Source organism: Streptomyces sp. NPDC054932 (genome assembly GCF_053610205.1).
The window spans coordinates 16,378-32,164 of sequence record NZ_JBSGXU010000024.1; the positions used below are offsets into that span (position 1 = coordinate 16,378).

Consider the following 15,787-nt stretch of genomic DNA (forward strand, 5'->3'; position numbering starts at 1 on the left):
GCGTATTAAATACATGATGTATCGTTCCCGTGTGGCTCCCTCGAAGACTCCTTCCACCGATTCCGGCCGGCCTCCCCGCCGCCGCGTCCACACCCGTGCGCGGCTGCTCGACGCCGCCGGGCAGGTGCTGGTCGAGCGGGGCTACGCGAAGACCACCATCGAGGACGTGTGCGCGGCGGCCGGTTACACGCGGGGGGCCTTCTACTCCAGCTTCGCGAGCAAGCAGGACCTCGTCCTCGCGCTGTTCGACCGTCACTCCACGAACCGGCTCGACCAGTTGGGCGGTCTGCTGCGCGATCCTGCGCCGGGGGCGGCCCGACGGATCGGCGAGCTGCTCCTGGCGGTCGACCCCGACGAGCGGGGCTGGATCCTGCTCTTCCTGGAGTTCCGGCTCGACGCGGCCCGCAGCCCGGAGCTCCGCGCACGGCTCCATGAACACGACAAGGCCGTCACCGAGGCCCTCGCGATCCTGCTGGAGCGCAGCGGCACCCGCGTCGGCGCGCAGAGCCTCGCCACCTTCCTGCTCGCCTCCCGCGAGGGCATCCTCGCCCGGACCGCCACGGGCGGACCCGGCAGCGACGAAGCACTGGGCGCCGCAGTCGACGTACTGGCCGAACTGCTGCCCACCCTGCTGCCCTCGCTGGAGCAGGCTCCCTGAGGCGCCCGGCCCGTCAGCCCCATCAGTCCTGCAAGCCCTGCCCACCCCGGCCGCCCGGTCAACCGAGAGGCGTCATGCACGCAACACCCCAGCCGGACCCCCAGCGCTGGAAGGCGCTGATATTCATCGGCATCGCCCAATTAATGGTCGTGCTCGACACGACCATCGTGAACATCGCCCTGCCCTCGGCCCAGCACGACCTCGGCATCTCCGACGGCAACCGGCAGTGGGTGATCACCGCCTACTCGCTCGCCTTCGGCAGCCTGCTGCTCTTCGGCGGCCGTATCGCCGACCTGACCGGCCGCAGGCGCGCGTTCATCATCGGCCTGCTGGGCTTCGCGGGCGCGTCCGCGCTGGGCGGCTTCGCGGTCAACCCGGCGATGCTGCTCGGCGCCCGGGCCCTGCAGGGCGTGTTCGGCGCACTGCTCGCCCCGGCCGCGCTGTCGCTGCTCGCGGTCACCTTCACCGAACCCGGTGAACGGGCCAAGGCGTTCGGGATCTACAGCGCGATCTCCGGTGCCGGCGGCGCCTTCGGCCTGATCATGGGCGGTGCGCTGACCGAGTACCTGAATTGGCGCTGGGCGCTGTTCATCAACATCCCCTTCGCCGTCACCGCGGTGTTCGGTGCCGTCGCCGTGCTGCGCGAGCCCGCGGGTGCCCGCAACGGCGCGCGCCTGGACCTCCCCGGAGTCGTCCTCGCCACCGCCGGCCTGCTGTCGCTGGTGTACGGGTTCACCCGCGCCGAGTCCGACGGCTGGACCGCCCCCGTCACCTTGGCCCTCTTCGTCGCCTCGGTGGTTCTGCTCGGCACGTTCGTCCTGGTGGAGAGCAAGGTCTCGGCCCCGCTGCTGCCGCTGCGGGTGGTCACCGAACGCAACCGGGGCGGCATCTACCTCTCCCTGGGGCTGGCCGTCATCGGCATGTTCGGGCTCTTCCTCTTCCTGACCTACTACCTGCAGGTCGTGAAGGGGTACACGCCGGTCCTCACCGGATTCGCCTTCCTTCCCATGATCGTCGGCATGGTGATCGGGTCGACGCAGATCGGCTCCCGGCTGATGACCCGCCTGCCCCCGCGGCTGCTGATGGGTCCGGGCTTCCTGACCTCGGCCCTCGGTATCGCACTGCTCACGCAGATCGAGGTCGACAGTTCGTACGTCGGCCTGGTGCTGCCCGCACAGGTGCTCCTCGGCCTGGGCATGGGTACGGCGTTCATGCCCGCGATGAGCCTGGCCACCCGCAGCGTGCAGCCGCAGGACGCCGGCGTGGCCTCGGCCCTGATCAGCGCCTCCCAGCAGGTCGGCGGCTCCATCGGCACCGCCCTGCTGAACACCATCGCGGCCGGCGCCACGGCCACCTGGCTCGCCGAGCACGCCCGTTCCGGGGCCGACCGGGCCAGGCTGGCCGACGAGGCGGCCGTGCACGGCTACGCCAGCGCGATCTGGTGGGCGGTCGGCATCCTCGTGGTGGCCGCGGCCGCCGCCTTCCTCCTCATCAACGCCCGTCGGCAGAACGGCAGTACGGGACCCGACGGCAAGGCGGTGGAACAGCCGGAAGCGGTCCCCGTGGGGGCCCACCACTAATGGCGGGAACGCGTGAGGAGCCGCCGGACCGGATCCGGCGACTCCTCACCCGCACAACACGTGCCCGATGCCTACTGGTTCACGAAAACGGCCTTCATGACCGAACCGTCCGCCACCGCCGCGAGCGCCGCGCCGTGACCGTCCAGCGGGTACGACGACACCAGGCTGGCCAGGTCGAAGCGGGCCGCGAGGGCGGGCAGCAGGCGCACGTACTCGACGAGGTGCGCGCCGGTGAACGCCCAGGAGCCGACGACGTCGAGCTGCCGGTAAACGATCTGGTGCGGGTTGAGCAGGGTGTCGCCCGCGTCCGTGTACTGGCCGATGACCAGGTAGGAGCCGCCGCGGCGGGCGAGGGTCAGGCCCTGCGCGACGGCCGCGGGCACGCCCGCGCACTCGATGACGAGGTCGGCCCCGGCGCCCCCGGTCTCCGCGCGGACCCGGTCCAGGACGGCCGGGGCGCCACCGGGCGCGGTGATGTCGAGGTGCACGTCGCCGATGCCGGCGGCGGCCGCGAGGGCCAGGCGGCTTTCGGGACCGCCCACGAGGATGACCTTGGCGGCCCCGGCGAGCTGGGCGAAGGCGGCGGCCGCGAGACCCACCGGGCCGCTGCCCTGGACCACGACGGTCTCGCCGAGGCGCACCGGCCGCCGCTCGTACAGGGCGTGCACGACGGTCGGCCCCGCGCAGGCCAGGGACATGGCGGCGAGCGGGTCGATGGCGTCGTCGAGCTTCACGACGGTGGTGCCGGCCTGCAGCACGATGTACTCGGCCCAGGCACCGGAGAGCTCGGGGCCCTCGGTGGTGGAGCGGTTCACCCCGTAGGTGCGGCGGTTCTCGCACAGGGTCGGCTCGCGGTGCAGCCGGCACGGCACGCAGGAGCCGCAGGCGATCGAGGAGGCCCACATCACCGTGTCGCCGGTGTGCAGCGCGGCGCCCGTGGCGTCGTGCGCGGGGGCGCCCGGACCGAGCGCGTGGACGGTGCCGAGTCCTTCGTGACCGAGGACCAGCGGGGTGGGGATCGGCAGGTGGCCCTGCTGGAGGTGGAGGTCGGTGCCGCAGATGCCGCCGTGGCTGCAGGCGACGAGCATCCCCCCGGGCGGGGCGGCCGGGACCTCGTACTCCCGCAGTGCGAGCGGTCGGCCGAACTCCTCCAGGACGACGGCTTTTCCGCGCATCACGCCGACACCCCCTCGAGGGCGTCGAGGAAGGGGGCGTCCAGGACGCGCAGGGGCTCGGTGTCCCGGCACACGACGTAGTCGGGGCGCGGTTCACCTGGCCAGCTCGGCAGGTTGGAGGTGTCGTTGTAGGTGGCGAGGAGCAGGCGGCGCGGGAACGGCGACATGTTGGGCGCCGAGCCGTGCACGATCTCGGGCGAGAAGAAGACGAGGGAGCCGGCCGGGCCCTTCGGGCTGACCATGCCGCGCTCGGCGACCAGGGTGGTGAGCTGGTCGGGGGTCAGGGCGATGTCGTCCGGGTCCAGGTGCTGGTCGGACTTGGCCTCGGCGGTGCGGCTGTCGCGCACCAGGCCGGAGCGGTGCGATCCGGGCAGGAAGATCACAGGACCGTTGAACTCGTCGACGGTGTCGAGGAAGACGCCGACGTTGACCTGGAGCGGGGCGGGCAGCTGGTCGGCGATGCGCCAGGCGACGTAGTCCTGGTGCCAGGACCACTTCTCGCCGCCGAAGGCCGGCTTGGCATTGATCTTGAACTGGTAGACGTAGACGTCGTCCGTGAGCAGCTGCTGCACCGGCCCGAGCACCCTGGGGTCACGGACGAGTCCGGCGTACTCCGGCCGGCGGTGGTGCGAGGCGTACACCGCGCGCACCTCGTCGCGGGATTCCTCCCTGATCACCTGCGGTCCGGGGACCTCGCAGTCGCGCAGGAACGCATCCCGCAGCCGGTCCACCTCCCGCTCGTCCAGCGCGGACTCCACGAGGAGGAATCCGTCCTCGCGATATCGGGTGATCTGTTCTTCACTGAGGTGCATGGGTGTTCCTTCGTATGAGGGTGGGTGGTGGTGCGTGGTGGTGCGGCCGGCCCGATCGGCAGGAACCCTGCCCCGGGCTCAGCCCATGAAGTTGCCGCCGTCGATGATCAGTTGCTGCCCGGTGACGTAGCGGCCCGGGCGGCCGACGAGGAATTCCAGCGCGTCGGCCATGTCCTCGGCGGTGCCCAGGGACCGCAGCGGGATCTGCCCGAGCACCTCGGCACGCCGGACGGGGTCCTCCAGGCCGTACCGCTCGACGACCTCCGGTGTGTCGGTGAACCCGGGGATGAGCGAGTTGACACGGATGGCGGGGGCCAGCTCCAGCGCGAGGCACCGGGTGAAGTGCAGCAGACCGGCCTTGCTGGCGCAGTAGTTGACCCCGCCCAGGCGCGGGCGGATGCCGGTGGTCGCGCCGACGTTGACGATCGTGCCGCGGCCCGCCGCCACCATCGCCGGGGCGAGGGCCCGGGTCAGGTGGAACGGCCCGGACAGGTTCGTCGCGAGGACCTGGTCCCAGTCCTCGTCGGTCAGTTCCAGGAAGGGCCGGTCCCGGTTGACCCCGGCGTTGTTCACCAGCACCTCGGGGGCACCGTGCTCGGCGAGCAGCCGCTCGCACACGGCGCGCACCTGCTCCGGACGGGCCATGTCGGCCTGGTGGGTCTCGATCCGGCCCGCACCGAGCGCGACCGCCTCGTGTGCGGACGCGTGGTCGTTGCGGTAGAGGGCGGCCACCCGGTGGCCGAGGTGTGCCAGCCGCAGGCTGAGGGCGAGGCCGATGCCCCGCGTGCCGCCGCTGACGACGGCAAGGGATCCGGCCGCCCTCTCGGGGCCGGTCGGCGGGACTGTCATGCGGAGGGATCTCCTGGTTCCTGGGGGCGCGGATGCGCCGGAGCGGTGGGTCGAGAGGGGTGGGACGAGAGGGGTGGGACGGCCGACCGGGGGCGGGGGCGTCACACGGTGGCGGAGCCGAGCCGCGCCGCGAGGACCGGCCCGATCTGCGCCAGGGCGGACGGGCGCATCATGCGGTGGTGGGTGGCGGGCACGTCGTGGGACTCGACGGGGCCGCCGATGTGGCCCGCCCAGGCCGCCGCCGTGCTGCGGCCCGGTTCGTACGGGTCGTCGGGGTCCGTCTGCGCGGCCCGGAAGAACAGCAGCCCGCCCCGGAACCTGCCGGGCCTGAACCCGGCCATCAGGTCGAGGTCGTTGCGGTACACGTCGAGGAGCGCGGCCCGGGCGCGGTCGTCACCGAGCAGGAGCTCGTCGTCCCCGGCCGACTGGAGCAGGGAGCGGGCGAACTCGTCCTCGCTGAACCGGGGCATGGCGGACCGCAGCCGGTCGTCCACGGGATAGGAGTCGACCATCACGAGCAGGTCGACCACCTCGCCCTCGCCCTCCAGGAGGGTGGCCATGGCGTGGGCCACCAGACCGCCGAAGGACCAGCCGAGTATCCGGTAGGGGCCCTCGGGGCGCACCGCACGGATCTGCGCCACGTAGTCGGCGGCCATCTCCTCGACGGTGGCCGGCAGGCCGGGCGCCTCCCCGGACCCGCGCGCCTGGAGCGCGTACACGGGCTGGTCGGGGCCGAGGTGCGGGAGGAGGCCCGCGTAGGGCCAGCCCATCCCGGCGGCCGGGTGGACGCAGAACAGCGGGGGCCGGGAGCCGTCCGCGCGCAGCGGCAGCAGGGAGCGCGGAACGGAGCCGGACGACGGGTCGGCGATCCGCCGGGCGAGCCCGGCCGGGCTCGGGGACTCGAACAGGACGTGCACCTCCAGCGGCGTGCCGAGGGCGGCCCGGATGCGCGCGACGAGGCGGGCGGCGAGGAGGGAGTGCCCGCCGAGGTCGAAGAAGTTCTCGTCGACGCCGACGGAGGGCAGCTCCAGCACCTGGGCGAAGAGGTCGCACAGGACCCGTTCTTCCTCGGTGGCCGCTTCACGGACCGGCGCGGCACCGGTGAGCCGGGGCTCGGGCAGGGCCCGGCGGTCCAGCTTGCCGTTCGGCGTGAGCGGAAGCTCCGCCAGCTCGACTACGGCCGAGGGCACCATGTGGGCCGGCAGCCTCGTCCGGACGAACTCGCGCACCGCGGCCGTGTCGCACCCCGGCGTCTGCGGCACGACGTATCCGACGAGCCGCCGGTCCCCCGGCCTGACCTCGCGGGCCACCACCTCGGCGCGGACGATGCCGGGGCAGGCGGCAAGGGCCGCCTTGATCTCGCCGGGCTCGATCCGGAAGCCGCGGATCTTGATCTGGTCGTCGGAACGGCCGTGGTACTCCAACTGCCCGTCGGGCAGCCAGCGGACCACGTCCCCGGTCCGGTACATACGGCTTCCCGGGGCCCCGTACGGGTCGGCCACGAACCGCTCGGCGGTCAGCCCGGGACGGTTCAGATAGCCGCGGGCCACCCCGGCCCCGGCGAGGTACAGCTCTCCCCGGGCGCCCTCCGGGACCAGGCGCAGCCCGGCGTCCAGGACGTACGCCCGGATGTTGGGGATCGGGCGGCCGATCGGGGCGGCGGCCGGCCATGCGTCGACGTCCGCCCCCAGGGTGTGGGCCGTCACCAGGTGGGTCTCGCTCGGGCCGTAGTGGTTGTGCAGCCTGCGCCCGGCGTGGCCGCGCACGAACTCGCGCACCCGGCGGCTCGGGGTGAGCGCCTCGCCGCCCTGCGCAAGGACCCGCAGCGACGGGATGGTCCGCCCCTGGTCGAGGGCCGCCTCGCAGAGGGCCTCCAGGACGAGGTTGGGGGCGTAGAGCTCGTTCACGCGCTCGTCGTCGAGCCAGGCGGCGAGCAGCTCCGGGTTGCGCCGGACCTCGTCGGACGGCACCACCAGGGTCTTGCCGAACAGCAGCGCGGAGAGGATCTCCTGTACGGACACGTCGAAGCTGAGCGCGGTGAACTGGGCGATCCTGGTACCGGCGGCCGAGGGGAAGGCCTCGTCGTGCCACGACAGGAGGTTGACCATCGCCCGGCCGGGCATCATCACGCCCTTGGGCCGGCCCGTGGTGCCCGAGGTGTAGATGACGTACACGGGGTGCTCCGGGTCGAGCCGGCGCAGCCGCTGCCCGTCGTCGATCTCCGTGCCGGCCAGCCGCTCCAGCTCCCGCAGGGTGGCGGGCTCGTCGAGGATCAGCCGCGGGGCGTCCGTGTCCGGCAGTCGGCGGGCCGTGTCCGTGGTGGTCAGCACGACGGCGGGCGCGGTGTCGCTCAGCATGAACGACAGGCGCTCGGCCGGGTATTCGGGGTCGACGGGCAGGTAGCAGCCGCCGGCCTTGAGGACGGCGAGGACGGCGACGGCGAGGTCCGCGGAGCGGGGCAGGGCGAGGGCGACGATCCGCTCGGGTCCCACACCTCGCGAGATGAGCAGCCGGGCGAGCCGGTTCGAGGCGGTGTCCAGCTCCCGGTAGGTCAGCGTGGCCGCGGCCGAGACGACCGCCGGCAGGTGGGGGGTGTCCGCGGCCTGCCGGGCGAACAGCTCCGGAAGGATGCTTTCCGGGTACTTCTGTTCGGGGCCGCCGAGCTCGGTGAGCAGCCGGACCCGCTCTCCGTCGGTGAGCAGCTCGACGGAGCCGACCGGCATGTCCCGGTCCGCGCTGAAGGCGCGCAGGAGGCGCAGGAAGCGCGCGTGGTGGGCGGCCAGCTCGTCGGCTCCGTAGCGGGCCGAGTCGGCGACGAGGTCGATGCGCAGCCCCCGGCCGTCCGCACGGTCGAACGCCGTGAAGGACAGGTCCTCGACGATTCCCTGGGTGAGGTGGTGGGCGGTGGCGGGCTGCCCGGCGAAAGCCAGGTCGTAGTCGAAGGCCATGATGTTGACCATGGGGCCGGTCCGGTAGCGCCCGGTGTCCGGCAGGCCGAGGTCGCGCCCCAGCTCCTCGCCCCGGTGGCGCTGGTGCCGGATCATCTCCCGGAATCCACCGGCGACTTCGCGGACGAGCTCGCCCACCGTGAGGTCGGGCCGGACGTTCACGCGCAGGGGCAGGACGTTGGAGTACATGCCGGGCATGGTGCGCGCCGCGGGGTCGGTGCGGGCGGCCATCGGCATGCTCAGGATGACGTCCTGTTCGCCGGAGAGCCGGTGGACCTGGGCGGCCGCGGCGGCGACCACGAGGACGGACCAGTGGGTGCGGGCCGCCCGGGCGGCGGCCTTGAGGCTCTCCGTCTCGGCGGCGGAAAGGCTGCCGGTGTGGCTGATCTGCCCCTGTGCGGCGGGTCCGCCGGCCGGCCGGGTGGCGAGGGTGGCGACTTCCGGGGTGTCCGCGAACCGGTTCGTCCAGTACGCCCGGTCGGCGGCGGCCTTGTCGGAGGCGCGGTGGTCCGCGTCGGCGGACAGCATCTCCCGGACGGTCCCGAACCGGCCGGCGGGCAGGGGAAGCCCCGTGGTCATGGCGGTGTAGAGCTCGCAGACCCGCTGGGCGAGGAGGGCGCCCGTGTGTCCGTCCGCGACGGCGTGGTGGGCGCTGAGGTACCAGAAGGTGCGGTCCGGGCCGAGGGTGAGCAGCGCGTAGGAGAAGAGCGGTCCGCGGGAGAGGTCCATCCGGCGGGCGAGGTCGGCCCGCATCCAGGCACGGGCGGCGGCCGCCGGGTCCGGTTCGCCGCTGAGGTCGAGGACCGGGAACTCCCAGTCGGTGAAGGGGGTCACGCACTGCCGGGGCTCACCGTCCTCCTCGGTGAACCGGGCGTGCATGGGGGCGGCTTCCGCGATGGTCTGCCGCATCGCCGTTTCGAAGGCCTGCCGGTCGATGGGGCCCTGGAGTTCCAGGTACTCGCCGATGCGCTGCTGCGGGGCGGTCGGATCGACCTGCTCGGCCAGCCACATCTCTCGCTGGGCCGTTGACACGGGAAGGTGCATGCCGCCGGATCCGGACCCAGACACTTCTTCCACACTCCTCGTATTGCGCGCCGGTCGGCGGCTCCCCGCCGAAGGCGAGGGCGGAACGTGGAGGACGTGCGAAAGAGTCCGGGAGTAACACTCAGACCGCCGTGATCCCACCCGACCAGGACCACTTCACCCGCCCCCACCTGTGAGAACGACGCTAGGGGAGGGCGCTAAACCGTCGCATGCACGCCATCATGGTTCGCTTATCCGGAACGCTTCCCGGCCTCGGGGCAAGCCTGCGACCCCGCGAGCGGAACGCGTCGCGGGGCCGCAGGGATCATGGGGAAGCAGGCGGCGGGAAGGGGCTCGTCGCCCGGAATCCGGCGCCCGGTGCGTGTTGCCGTTCAGCAGGCGAGATGGGCGAGGGTGCGCTCTTCGAGGACGGCGTCCCGTTCCAGGATCGACTGCTGCAACTGCTGCAGCCTGGCGCCCGGTTCGACGGCGAGCTCGTCGATGAGGACGCGCCGGATGCGGTTGTAGATCATGAGGGCTTCGGCCGGCCGGCCGCTGCGGTACAGCGCGAGCATCAGGAGACCGTGGAAGCTCTCCTGCATCGGCTGTTCGTCGATCAGCCGGTAGAGCTCGACGATCAGCGGCTTGTGCCTGCCGAGGAGCAGTTCCGTCTCGGCCCGCTCCTCCAGGGCGGCCGAACGCTTCCCGTCCAGCTGGTGCCCCAGGCTCTGCAGGACCGGAACCGTGCGCAGGTCCGCCAGAGCGGGGCCGGCCCAGAGCCCGAGCGCCTGGGAAAGCAGCCGCGAGGCCTCCTCCAGCCGGCCCGCCGCCCGCGACTGCCCGGCCCGCAGGCACAGCGACTCGAAGCTGTGCAGGTCCAGGGTGAACGGGGCGAGTTCCATCATGTATCCGGGCGGCCGGGTGACCAGCCGGGACACGTCGAAGCCCGCGCCCGCCAGATGCTTGCGGAGCCGGGAGACGTACACCTGCAGCGCGGTGGACGCGGTGCGTGGCGGCGTACCCGACCAGAGGTCGTCGATGAGCTGCGGCGCGGACAGCGGGCGGCCGTCGTTCAGGCACAACAGCGCCAGCAGGGCACGGAGCTTCAACGCCTGTGGAGTGCACGGCGTCCCGTCGTCCGTCTCCACTGCCAGTGCTCCGAGAACGCGAAAATACACGATCCTTCTCATCCCCCGTGGTCAAAAGGCCCGGAATCCTCAGAACCGACGGTCCGGCGAGTCCCGGGCATGGTTCATGAAGAAAGCGGAAGCCGCACCGACGGCACACCTTTTCGTATGCATCCCTCGCCGGCGCGCCCGAATTCCCGACGCAGATCCGACGACACCGGACCGCCTGGATTCCCCCAGAACGGCCCGGCCTGGTCTGCGCCGGGTCACAAATTCAGAATACTATCACGCACCCACTGAGCCATTCCCGCCCCGCGAGGGCACTCCGAGATACCAGTTTCAGCCCGCCGAGGACGCCTTCCCGGGCATCCCGGATGCTTTAGTTCGGTAAAGATTCCGCACCGGATGCAAAGATTCCGCTTTAGCCTTCGCGCCAGTACTCCCCTGCTCAGAGTGGTCGTGAGCGTCCACGTCCGGGTCGGATCGATGCCACACGGAAGAAATTCACTTGAGGGTTCAAATGACTTTCGGCCTCGACGATCAGAATCTCAATTGCCCCACCAGTGACCGTCCGGCTTGCGCCTCCTTCAGGAGGTTCAGCCACCCACGAGCGAGATCTGCGCGGCTCCTCACCCGGAAGTCCGAACCGCCCCCATCACATTTCACGCATCACTCACACATCAACAATGAATCGGCACGCAAATCACGCCGTTTCGCGAGCGAATCGATTCGAGGGGCCTCTGCAGCAGGTCACACGGGACGGTCATCGAAATCGTGCACGGCCGTTGCCGACTGCGGCACCGGAGCGCTCCCGCTCCGTTCGTCCGTCATCCTCAGCCCCCGTTCTCACTGCTCCAGCATCGTCTCGAGCACGCGCGCGTACGCCCTGAAACGCCGCTTGACGGTCCCGTGCGTGTTCGAACCGGGCAACAGGACGCTCGGGAGGAACGCGACACGCCACATCAGGAAGACCTCACGGGTCGACCGCCCACGGCCGGTCTCCCCCCAGGGGCAAACCGCCTCGATCACCTCCGCGATCCCGCCCGCATCGACCTCCAGGTCATCACTTCCCCGGAACACCGCCACTCCCACCAGGGCATGAAGCAGACGGGTCGTCTGGAGATCGGCGCCCATCCGGGCCATGCGCCGCACCGTTGCAGGTGCGCCGATGTCCGGGGTGAGTTCCTCGATGCAGCCGGACCACATCAGCAGGATGGCCGCGGGGACGTCGTGCTCGCGCAGATATCCCAGCCCGTCGAGGATGTCCATCGTGTCCGGACGGAAGGCGCCGAGTCGCCTCACCACGTCCAGCACGCGGTCCAGTTCACCGCGATGCCGCGCGACGAACTCTCCCACGGACACCCCTTCGAGCGAGGCACCGCATTCGACGATCCCGCCGAGTGGTCCGAAGACCTCTCGAACGAGAGACGTCTCCGACACCGCCGGTACCGCAGATCCCTGATCCACCGTCGCACTGCTCCTTCCACGAGCCGCCCACCGCACCTGTGTGCCTGCCGCCGGGCCGTTCGCGTCACCGAGCGGGAGGTCGGGAAGGCAGCTGGAAGCAGCTTCGCCCGTGAGCACGGCAAGCCGGAACTCCGAGCAGGATGGGGTGCGCCGACGCGGCCCCGGACAGCAAGTGAGGATCACATGACCCGTACGACCCCACCCCGCCCTGCCGACGCCGAGGGACTGTTCCCCGCGCTCGCGCTCGCCGGCTACCGCCGCACCAGCACCCGCCTCCACCCGCGCCACGGCTCGCCCAAGGCCGGCGACAGCTCGGTGGCCGGCCCGCTCCTTTGGCCCGCCGACGAGCCGTGGCCCGTCTGCACCGCCGTCCATCCCAAGGGCAGCGGACACCGGCTGTCCGACGTGCGCCTCCAGCGGCGGATCCTCGACGAGGCGTGGCGCCGCGATCCCGGGTCGGGTCCCGACGACGCGGAACGCGAGGTCCTGGCCACCCTCCAGCCGGGGCCGCACGCCCCGCAGATCGGCGATGCGGACCCGATTCCGCTGCTCGCCGCCGCCCAGCTCTTCGCCCGCGACGTCCCCGACCTCGCCGGACCGGACGGCTGCGACCTGCTCCAGGTCCTCTGGTGTCCCTTCGAAGTGCACGGCCCCGACCGCACCATCGACGTCGTGCTGAAGTGGCGGCGCTCCCAGGACGTGGGCGAGGTCCTCTCCGTGATCCCGGAGCCCGTCGTCGTGGGCAGGGCCGAATGCGTCCCGAACATGTGCGGGCTGCACCCCGAACAAGTGGTCGAGCACGAGTACGAGGGCCTGCTGGACGAGGACCTTCAGGAGGCCGTCGAAGCGTGGGAGGCGGGAGACGAGGAGGAGGACGACGATGCCTTCGCCCCCTCCGGCCCCGCCAGCCCCTCCGGCTTCGACACGTACGAGGAGTACGCGGCCGCCATGGCCGCCGCGCGCGCGGACGAGGACGCCGAGGTCCCCTACCGGGGTGACCTGTCCATCGCGCCCGGCTGGAAGGTCGGCGGCTTCGCCTCGTGGCACCTCACCGACCCGGCGGACATCGCCTGCACAGTCTGCGGAACGCCCATGCCTCCCCTGCTCACGGTGGCGGGCAGCGAATGGGACGGGGCCACGGAGAGCTGGATCCCGCTGGAGGACCGGGCCGCCGTACCGGACAGCCGGATCAGTGACCCCGTCGGCGTCCACCTCGGCCGCGGCCTCATGCGCGTCCACACCTGCCCCGCCACCCCGGCGCACCCGCACCGGCTCAGCTTCCAGTAGCCGGACCTTCCCGACCCGGGCGCCCTCTACGTCTGGGCCAGTTCGCGCACCGTCGCCATATCGCTGAAGGGCAGCAGCTCCTCGCCGATGATCTGGTGTGGTTCGCTGCCCTTGCCGGCGATCAGGACCGTGTCGTCGGGGCCCGCCTCGGACAGGGCGAAGGCGATCGCCCGGCGGCGGTCGGTGTACCGCCGGAAGGGGGTGCCGGTCGCCGACAGGCCGGGGGAGATCTGGTCCAGGATGGCCTCGGGGTCCTCGTTGCGGGGGTTGTCCGAGGTCAGGACACAGAGGTCGGAATGGGTCCCGGCGATCCGGCCCATCTCGGCCCGTTTGGTGGTGTCCCGGTCCCCGCCGCAGCCGAAGACCGTGATCACCCGGCCGCGGGAAAAGCCCCGGATGGTGGTCAGGACCTTGTCCAGGGAGTCCGGCGAGTGGGCGTAGTCCACGATCACCGACGTGCCCGGCGGGGTCCGGAAGCGCTCCAGCCGGCCCGGGACCGGCGGCATCCGATCGAGCGCGTCGACCAGGGGGCCCAGCTCGTGCCCCATCACGTGGCAGGCTGCCACCGTGGCCAGCGCGTTCGCCACCGAGAACCGGCCGGGGACGGGGATCGAGGCCGGGTAGGCGCGCCCGTCGTGCTGCAGGGTGAACCGCGTACCCGAGGCACTCACCATGAGGTCGGTGGCCCGGTAGTCGGCCGGGCGGTCGAGGGCGTACGTGGTCACCGCACCCGGCATCATCGACACGATGGACGCGCCCACCGGGTCGTCGGCGTTGACCACCGCACGCCGGCACAGGCCCTGGAAGAGCCGCAGCTTGGCGTCCCGGTAGTCCGCCATCGTCCCGTGGTCGTCCAGATGGTCCTGCGTGAGGTTGGTGAAGACCCCGACGTCGATGAACGTACGGTCCACCCGGTGCGTCAGCAGCGCCATCGAGGTGGCCTCCAGCACCACGCCGGTGGCCCCGCGGTCGCGCATGTACCCCAGCAGGTACTGCAGGTCGGGAGATTCCGGCGTGGTCAGCGCCGATGGCGGCATGGGGATCGGTTCGTCGCCGATCCTGCTTCCGGCGGTTCCGATCACCCCCGTCCTGGAGCCCTCGGCGATCCGCAGGACGGACTCGACCATGTACGAGACGGAGGTCTTCCCGTTGGTGCCGGTGATCGCCACCATGTCCATCTGCCTCCCGGGTTCGCCGAAGTAGCGGGAGGTCACCACCGCGGCGGCCGTCCGCGTGTCGGGGACCCGGACGGCGCAGGTGCCCGGGGGCCATGCCGCGGCCGGCAGGGCGGGTGCACTGCCGTCGACGAGCACGGCGGCGGCGCCCCGGGCCAGGGCGGGCGGGACGGATCCTGGGCCACCCTCCCGGTGTCCGGGTACGGCGATGAAGAGCGAGCCCGGCGTCACCCGGTCAGCGTCGAAGGTGGTTCCGGCGGTGATCAGCGTCGTGTCCGGATCACCCTGGAGAACGTGGTGTTCCTGCCCGGCCAGCAATGCGCTCAGCTTCACAATGATCCCTTCGAGGGGGCTCGGGCCCGGGCGTGCGGCCGTAGCCAGGCGGCAGCGCCGGCGGCATGCCGGGAAGCTGCTGTGGTGATGTGGAGCGGAGGAGCCTGAGGCGCGAAGCGCTAGCCGTGACCGTGCAGGGCGGTACGGCGCGTCTTGGGCGGTACGGCAAGGGCCGCGTCGGCCGGGTCGACGACGGTCGGGACCCCGGCGGCCGGGCGCATCCCGAAGGCGGCCTGCTGCAGGCACTGCCTCGAGGAACGTGTGCGGCCCATGGGCCGAGTGTACGGCCCACCCGGCAGCCCGGGGATCGCCGCTGCCGGCGCGCGAAGGCCACCGGTCCGCCCACGACGGGGCGCCGGCTCAGGCGAGGGCGACCCTCGTCCTGGCGCGCACGGACCAGGGCGCCGTCCGCCGGCCGGCTCCAGGAGGACGGAGCCGGAGCCCGGTCCCCGCGATGTCCACGGCATCACCGTTCGGCAGGCGCGGCACCCGGGACCCGGGACCCCGGACCGGTCAGCCGCCGTTGACCGGGAGGACGTCCGGGGAGAGGGCGCCCGCGTGGGCCGCCGCCGAGGTCATCCGCTTGCGGTGGTGGCGGCGGCAGAGGACCTCGTAACCGATCTCCTCCGCCGGGCGGTTCACGTCGCCGACCACCACCTGGGCGCCCTCGACCACCATCTCCCCGCCCACCGTACGGGCGTTGTGCGTGGCACGGGCCCCGCACCAGCACAGCGCCTCCACCTGGAGCTGCTCCAGGCGGTCCGCCAGCTCGATCAGGCGCTGCGAGCCCGGGAAGAGCTTCGTGCGGAAGTCCGTCGTGATGCCGAACGCAAAGACGTCCATGTCCAAGTCATCGACGATGCGCGCCAGTTGGTCGATCTGGACGGGGGCCAGGAACTGGGCCTCGTCCACGATCACGTAGTCGGCCCTGCCGCCCTTGGAGATCTGTGCGACCAGGTACGCGTACAGGTCCATGCCCTCCGGCGCCTCGATCGCCTCCGTCACCAGCCCGAGCCGGGAGGACAGCTTGCCCTCGCCCGCCCGGTCGTCACGGGTGAAGATCACGCCCTGGAGTCCCCGCGCGTCGCGGTTGTGCGCGATCTGGAGCGCCAGGGTCCTTTTTCTTGGGCATCCACCATGCGTGAGTGGGGTCGCTACGTCACCGCCCCCGCTGATCGTGGCCTCTGCCCGCCGTACCGACTGCCGCAGTGACCCGGCGAGCAAGATCGACGCCGTCAAGCCCTGCCTCGCCCGTGGCTGGGAGGAGACCTGCGGCAGCATTGCCGGGCACGTTCTCCTCTCCGAAGTCAACGAACACGGTACCGAGGCGGCCAGACGCTCGTCGCCCAGCGG

Annotated in this window: 12 protein-coding genes; 3 read left to right on the forward strand and 9 right to left on the reverse strand. The window is 71.8% G+C overall.

What is annotated here, in order from left to right; all coding sequences use genetic code 11:
• The first annotated feature begins 31 nt into the window (after positions 1–31).
• Together ACWGE1_RS09775 and ACWGE1_RS09780 are read left to right on the forward strand one after the other, a co-directional pair.
• Positions 32–658 carry a TetR/AcrR family transcriptional regulator gene (locus ACWGE1_RS09775; RefSeq protein ID WP_453419999.1) on the forward strand — a complete coding sequence of 209 codons (627 nt, stop codon included), beginning with the start codon at positions 32–34 and terminating at the stop codon, positions 656–658.
• Positions 659–732: 74 nt separating this feature from the next.
• A complete protein-coding gene (locus ACWGE1_RS09780; protein WP_453420000.1) occupies positions 733–2,238 on the forward strand; it encodes an MFS transporter in 1,506 nt (501 codons plus the stop codon).
• Positions 2,239–2,309: 71 nt separating this feature from the next.
• On the opposite strand, the gene ACWGE1_RS09785 is transcribed toward ACWGE1_RS09780, so the two are convergent.
• The 6 genes from ACWGE1_RS09785 to ACWGE1_RS09810 all read right to left on the reverse strand — a co-directional run bounded on the left by ACWGE1_RS09785 (position 2,310) and on the right by ACWGE1_RS09810 (position 11,528).
• On the reverse strand, positions 2,310–3,413 hold the full coding sequence (locus ACWGE1_RS09785) for a zinc-binding dehydrogenase (RefSeq protein ID WP_453420001.1): 1,104 nt from the start codon (positions 3,411–3,413) through the stop codon (positions 2,310–2,312).
• Positions 3,413–4,225 carry a phytanoyl-CoA dioxygenase family protein gene (locus tag ACWGE1_RS09790; protein ID WP_453420002.1) on the reverse strand — a complete coding sequence of 271 codons (813 nt, stop codon included), beginning with the start codon at positions 4,223–4,225 and terminating at the stop codon, positions 3,413–3,415. Before ACWGE1_RS09790 ends, ACWGE1_RS09785 begins: the two co-directional genes overlap by 1 nt.
• Before the next feature lie 78 nt (positions 4,226–4,303).
• Positions 4,304–5,074 carry an SDR family NAD(P)-dependent oxidoreductase gene (locus ACWGE1_RS09795; protein ID WP_453420003.1) on the reverse strand — a complete coding sequence of 257 codons (771 nt, stop codon included), beginning with the start codon at positions 5,072–5,074 and terminating at the stop codon, positions 4,304–4,306.
• A 101-nt stretch (positions 5,075–5,175) separates the two neighbouring features.
• Positions 5,176–9,054: an amino acid adenylation domain-containing protein gene (locus tag ACWGE1_RS09800; RefSeq protein ID WP_453420004.1), complete on the reverse strand. Its 3,879-nt coding sequence runs from the start codon at positions 9,052–9,054 to the stop codon at positions 5,176–5,178.
• Between the two features lie 383 nt (positions 9,055–9,437).
• Positions 9,438–10,154: an AfsR/SARP family transcriptional regulator gene (locus ACWGE1_RS09805; protein ID WP_453420005.1), complete on the reverse strand. Its 717-nt coding sequence runs from the start codon at positions 10,152–10,154 to the stop codon at positions 9,438–9,440.
• A gap of 864 nt (positions 10,155–11,018) precedes the next feature.
• Positions 11,019–11,528 (reverse strand): hypothetical protein, encoded by a 510-nt coding sequence (locus ACWGE1_RS09810; protein ID WP_453420006.1) that lies wholly within the window; start codon positions 11,526–11,528, stop codon positions 11,019–11,021.
• 294 nt (positions 11,529–11,822) lie between these two features.
• Here ACWGE1_RS09810 and ACWGE1_RS09815 point away from each other — a divergent pair, with 294 nt between their 5' ends.
• The gene (locus ACWGE1_RS09815; RefSeq protein WP_453420007.1) at positions 11,823–12,926 is read left to right on the forward strand and encodes a hypothetical protein; all 1,104 of its coding nucleotides are present in this window, start codon (positions 11,823–11,825) and stop codon (positions 12,924–12,926) included.
• A gap of 26 nt (positions 12,927–12,952) precedes the next feature.
• Here the strand turns inward: ACWGE1_RS09815 and ACWGE1_RS09820 are convergent, their stop codons facing one another.
• The 3 genes from ACWGE1_RS09820 to ACWGE1_RS09830 form a co-directional block, all read right to left on the reverse strand.
• Positions 12,953–14,434 (reverse strand): UDP-N-acetylmuramoyl-L-alanyl-D-glutamate--2,6-diaminopimelate ligase, encoded by a 1,482-nt coding sequence (locus ACWGE1_RS09820; RefSeq protein ID WP_453420008.1) that lies wholly within the window; start codon positions 14,432–14,434, stop codon positions 12,953–12,955.
• Between the two features lie 119 nt (positions 14,435–14,553).
• Positions 14,554–14,706 carry a hypothetical protein gene (locus ACWGE1_RS09825; protein WP_453420009.1) on the reverse strand — a complete coding sequence of 51 codons (153 nt, stop codon included), beginning with the start codon at positions 14,704–14,706 and terminating at the stop codon, positions 14,554–14,556.
• Between the two features lie 241 nt (positions 14,707–14,947).
• On the reverse strand, positions 14,948–15,610 hold the full coding sequence (locus ACWGE1_RS09830; RefSeq protein ID WP_453420030.1) for a thymidine kinase: 663 nt from the start codon (positions 15,608–15,610) through the stop codon (positions 14,948–14,950).
• Positions 15,611–15,787 lie beyond the last annotated feature (177 nt).

Bases quoted from the DNA above. Each gene is read 5' to 3' on its own strand.
- ACWGE1_RS09780 (WP_453420000.1), top strand. From the start codon at position 733: ATGCACGCAACACCCCAGCCGGACCCCCAGCGCTGGAAGGCGCTGATA.
- ACWGE1_RS09785 (WP_453420001.1), bottom strand. From the start codon at position 3,413: ATGCGCGGAAAAGCCGTCGTCCTGGAGGAGTTCGGCCGACCGCTCGCA.
- ACWGE1_RS09790 (WP_453420002.1), bottom strand. From the start codon at position 4,225: ATGCACCTCAGTGAAGAACAGATCACCCGATATCGCGAGGACGGATTC.
- ACWGE1_RS09795 (WP_453420003.1), bottom strand. From the start codon at position 5,074: ATGACAGTCCCGCCGACCGGCCCCGAGAGGGCGGCCGGATCCCTTGCC.
- ACWGE1_RS09815 (WP_453420007.1), top strand. From the start codon at position 11,823: ATGACCCGTACGACCCCACCCCGCCCTGCCGACGCCGAGGGACTGTTC.
- ACWGE1_RS09825 (WP_453420009.1), bottom strand. From the start codon at position 14,706: ATGGGCCGCACACGTTCCTCGAGGCAGTGCCTGCAGCAGGCCGCCTTC.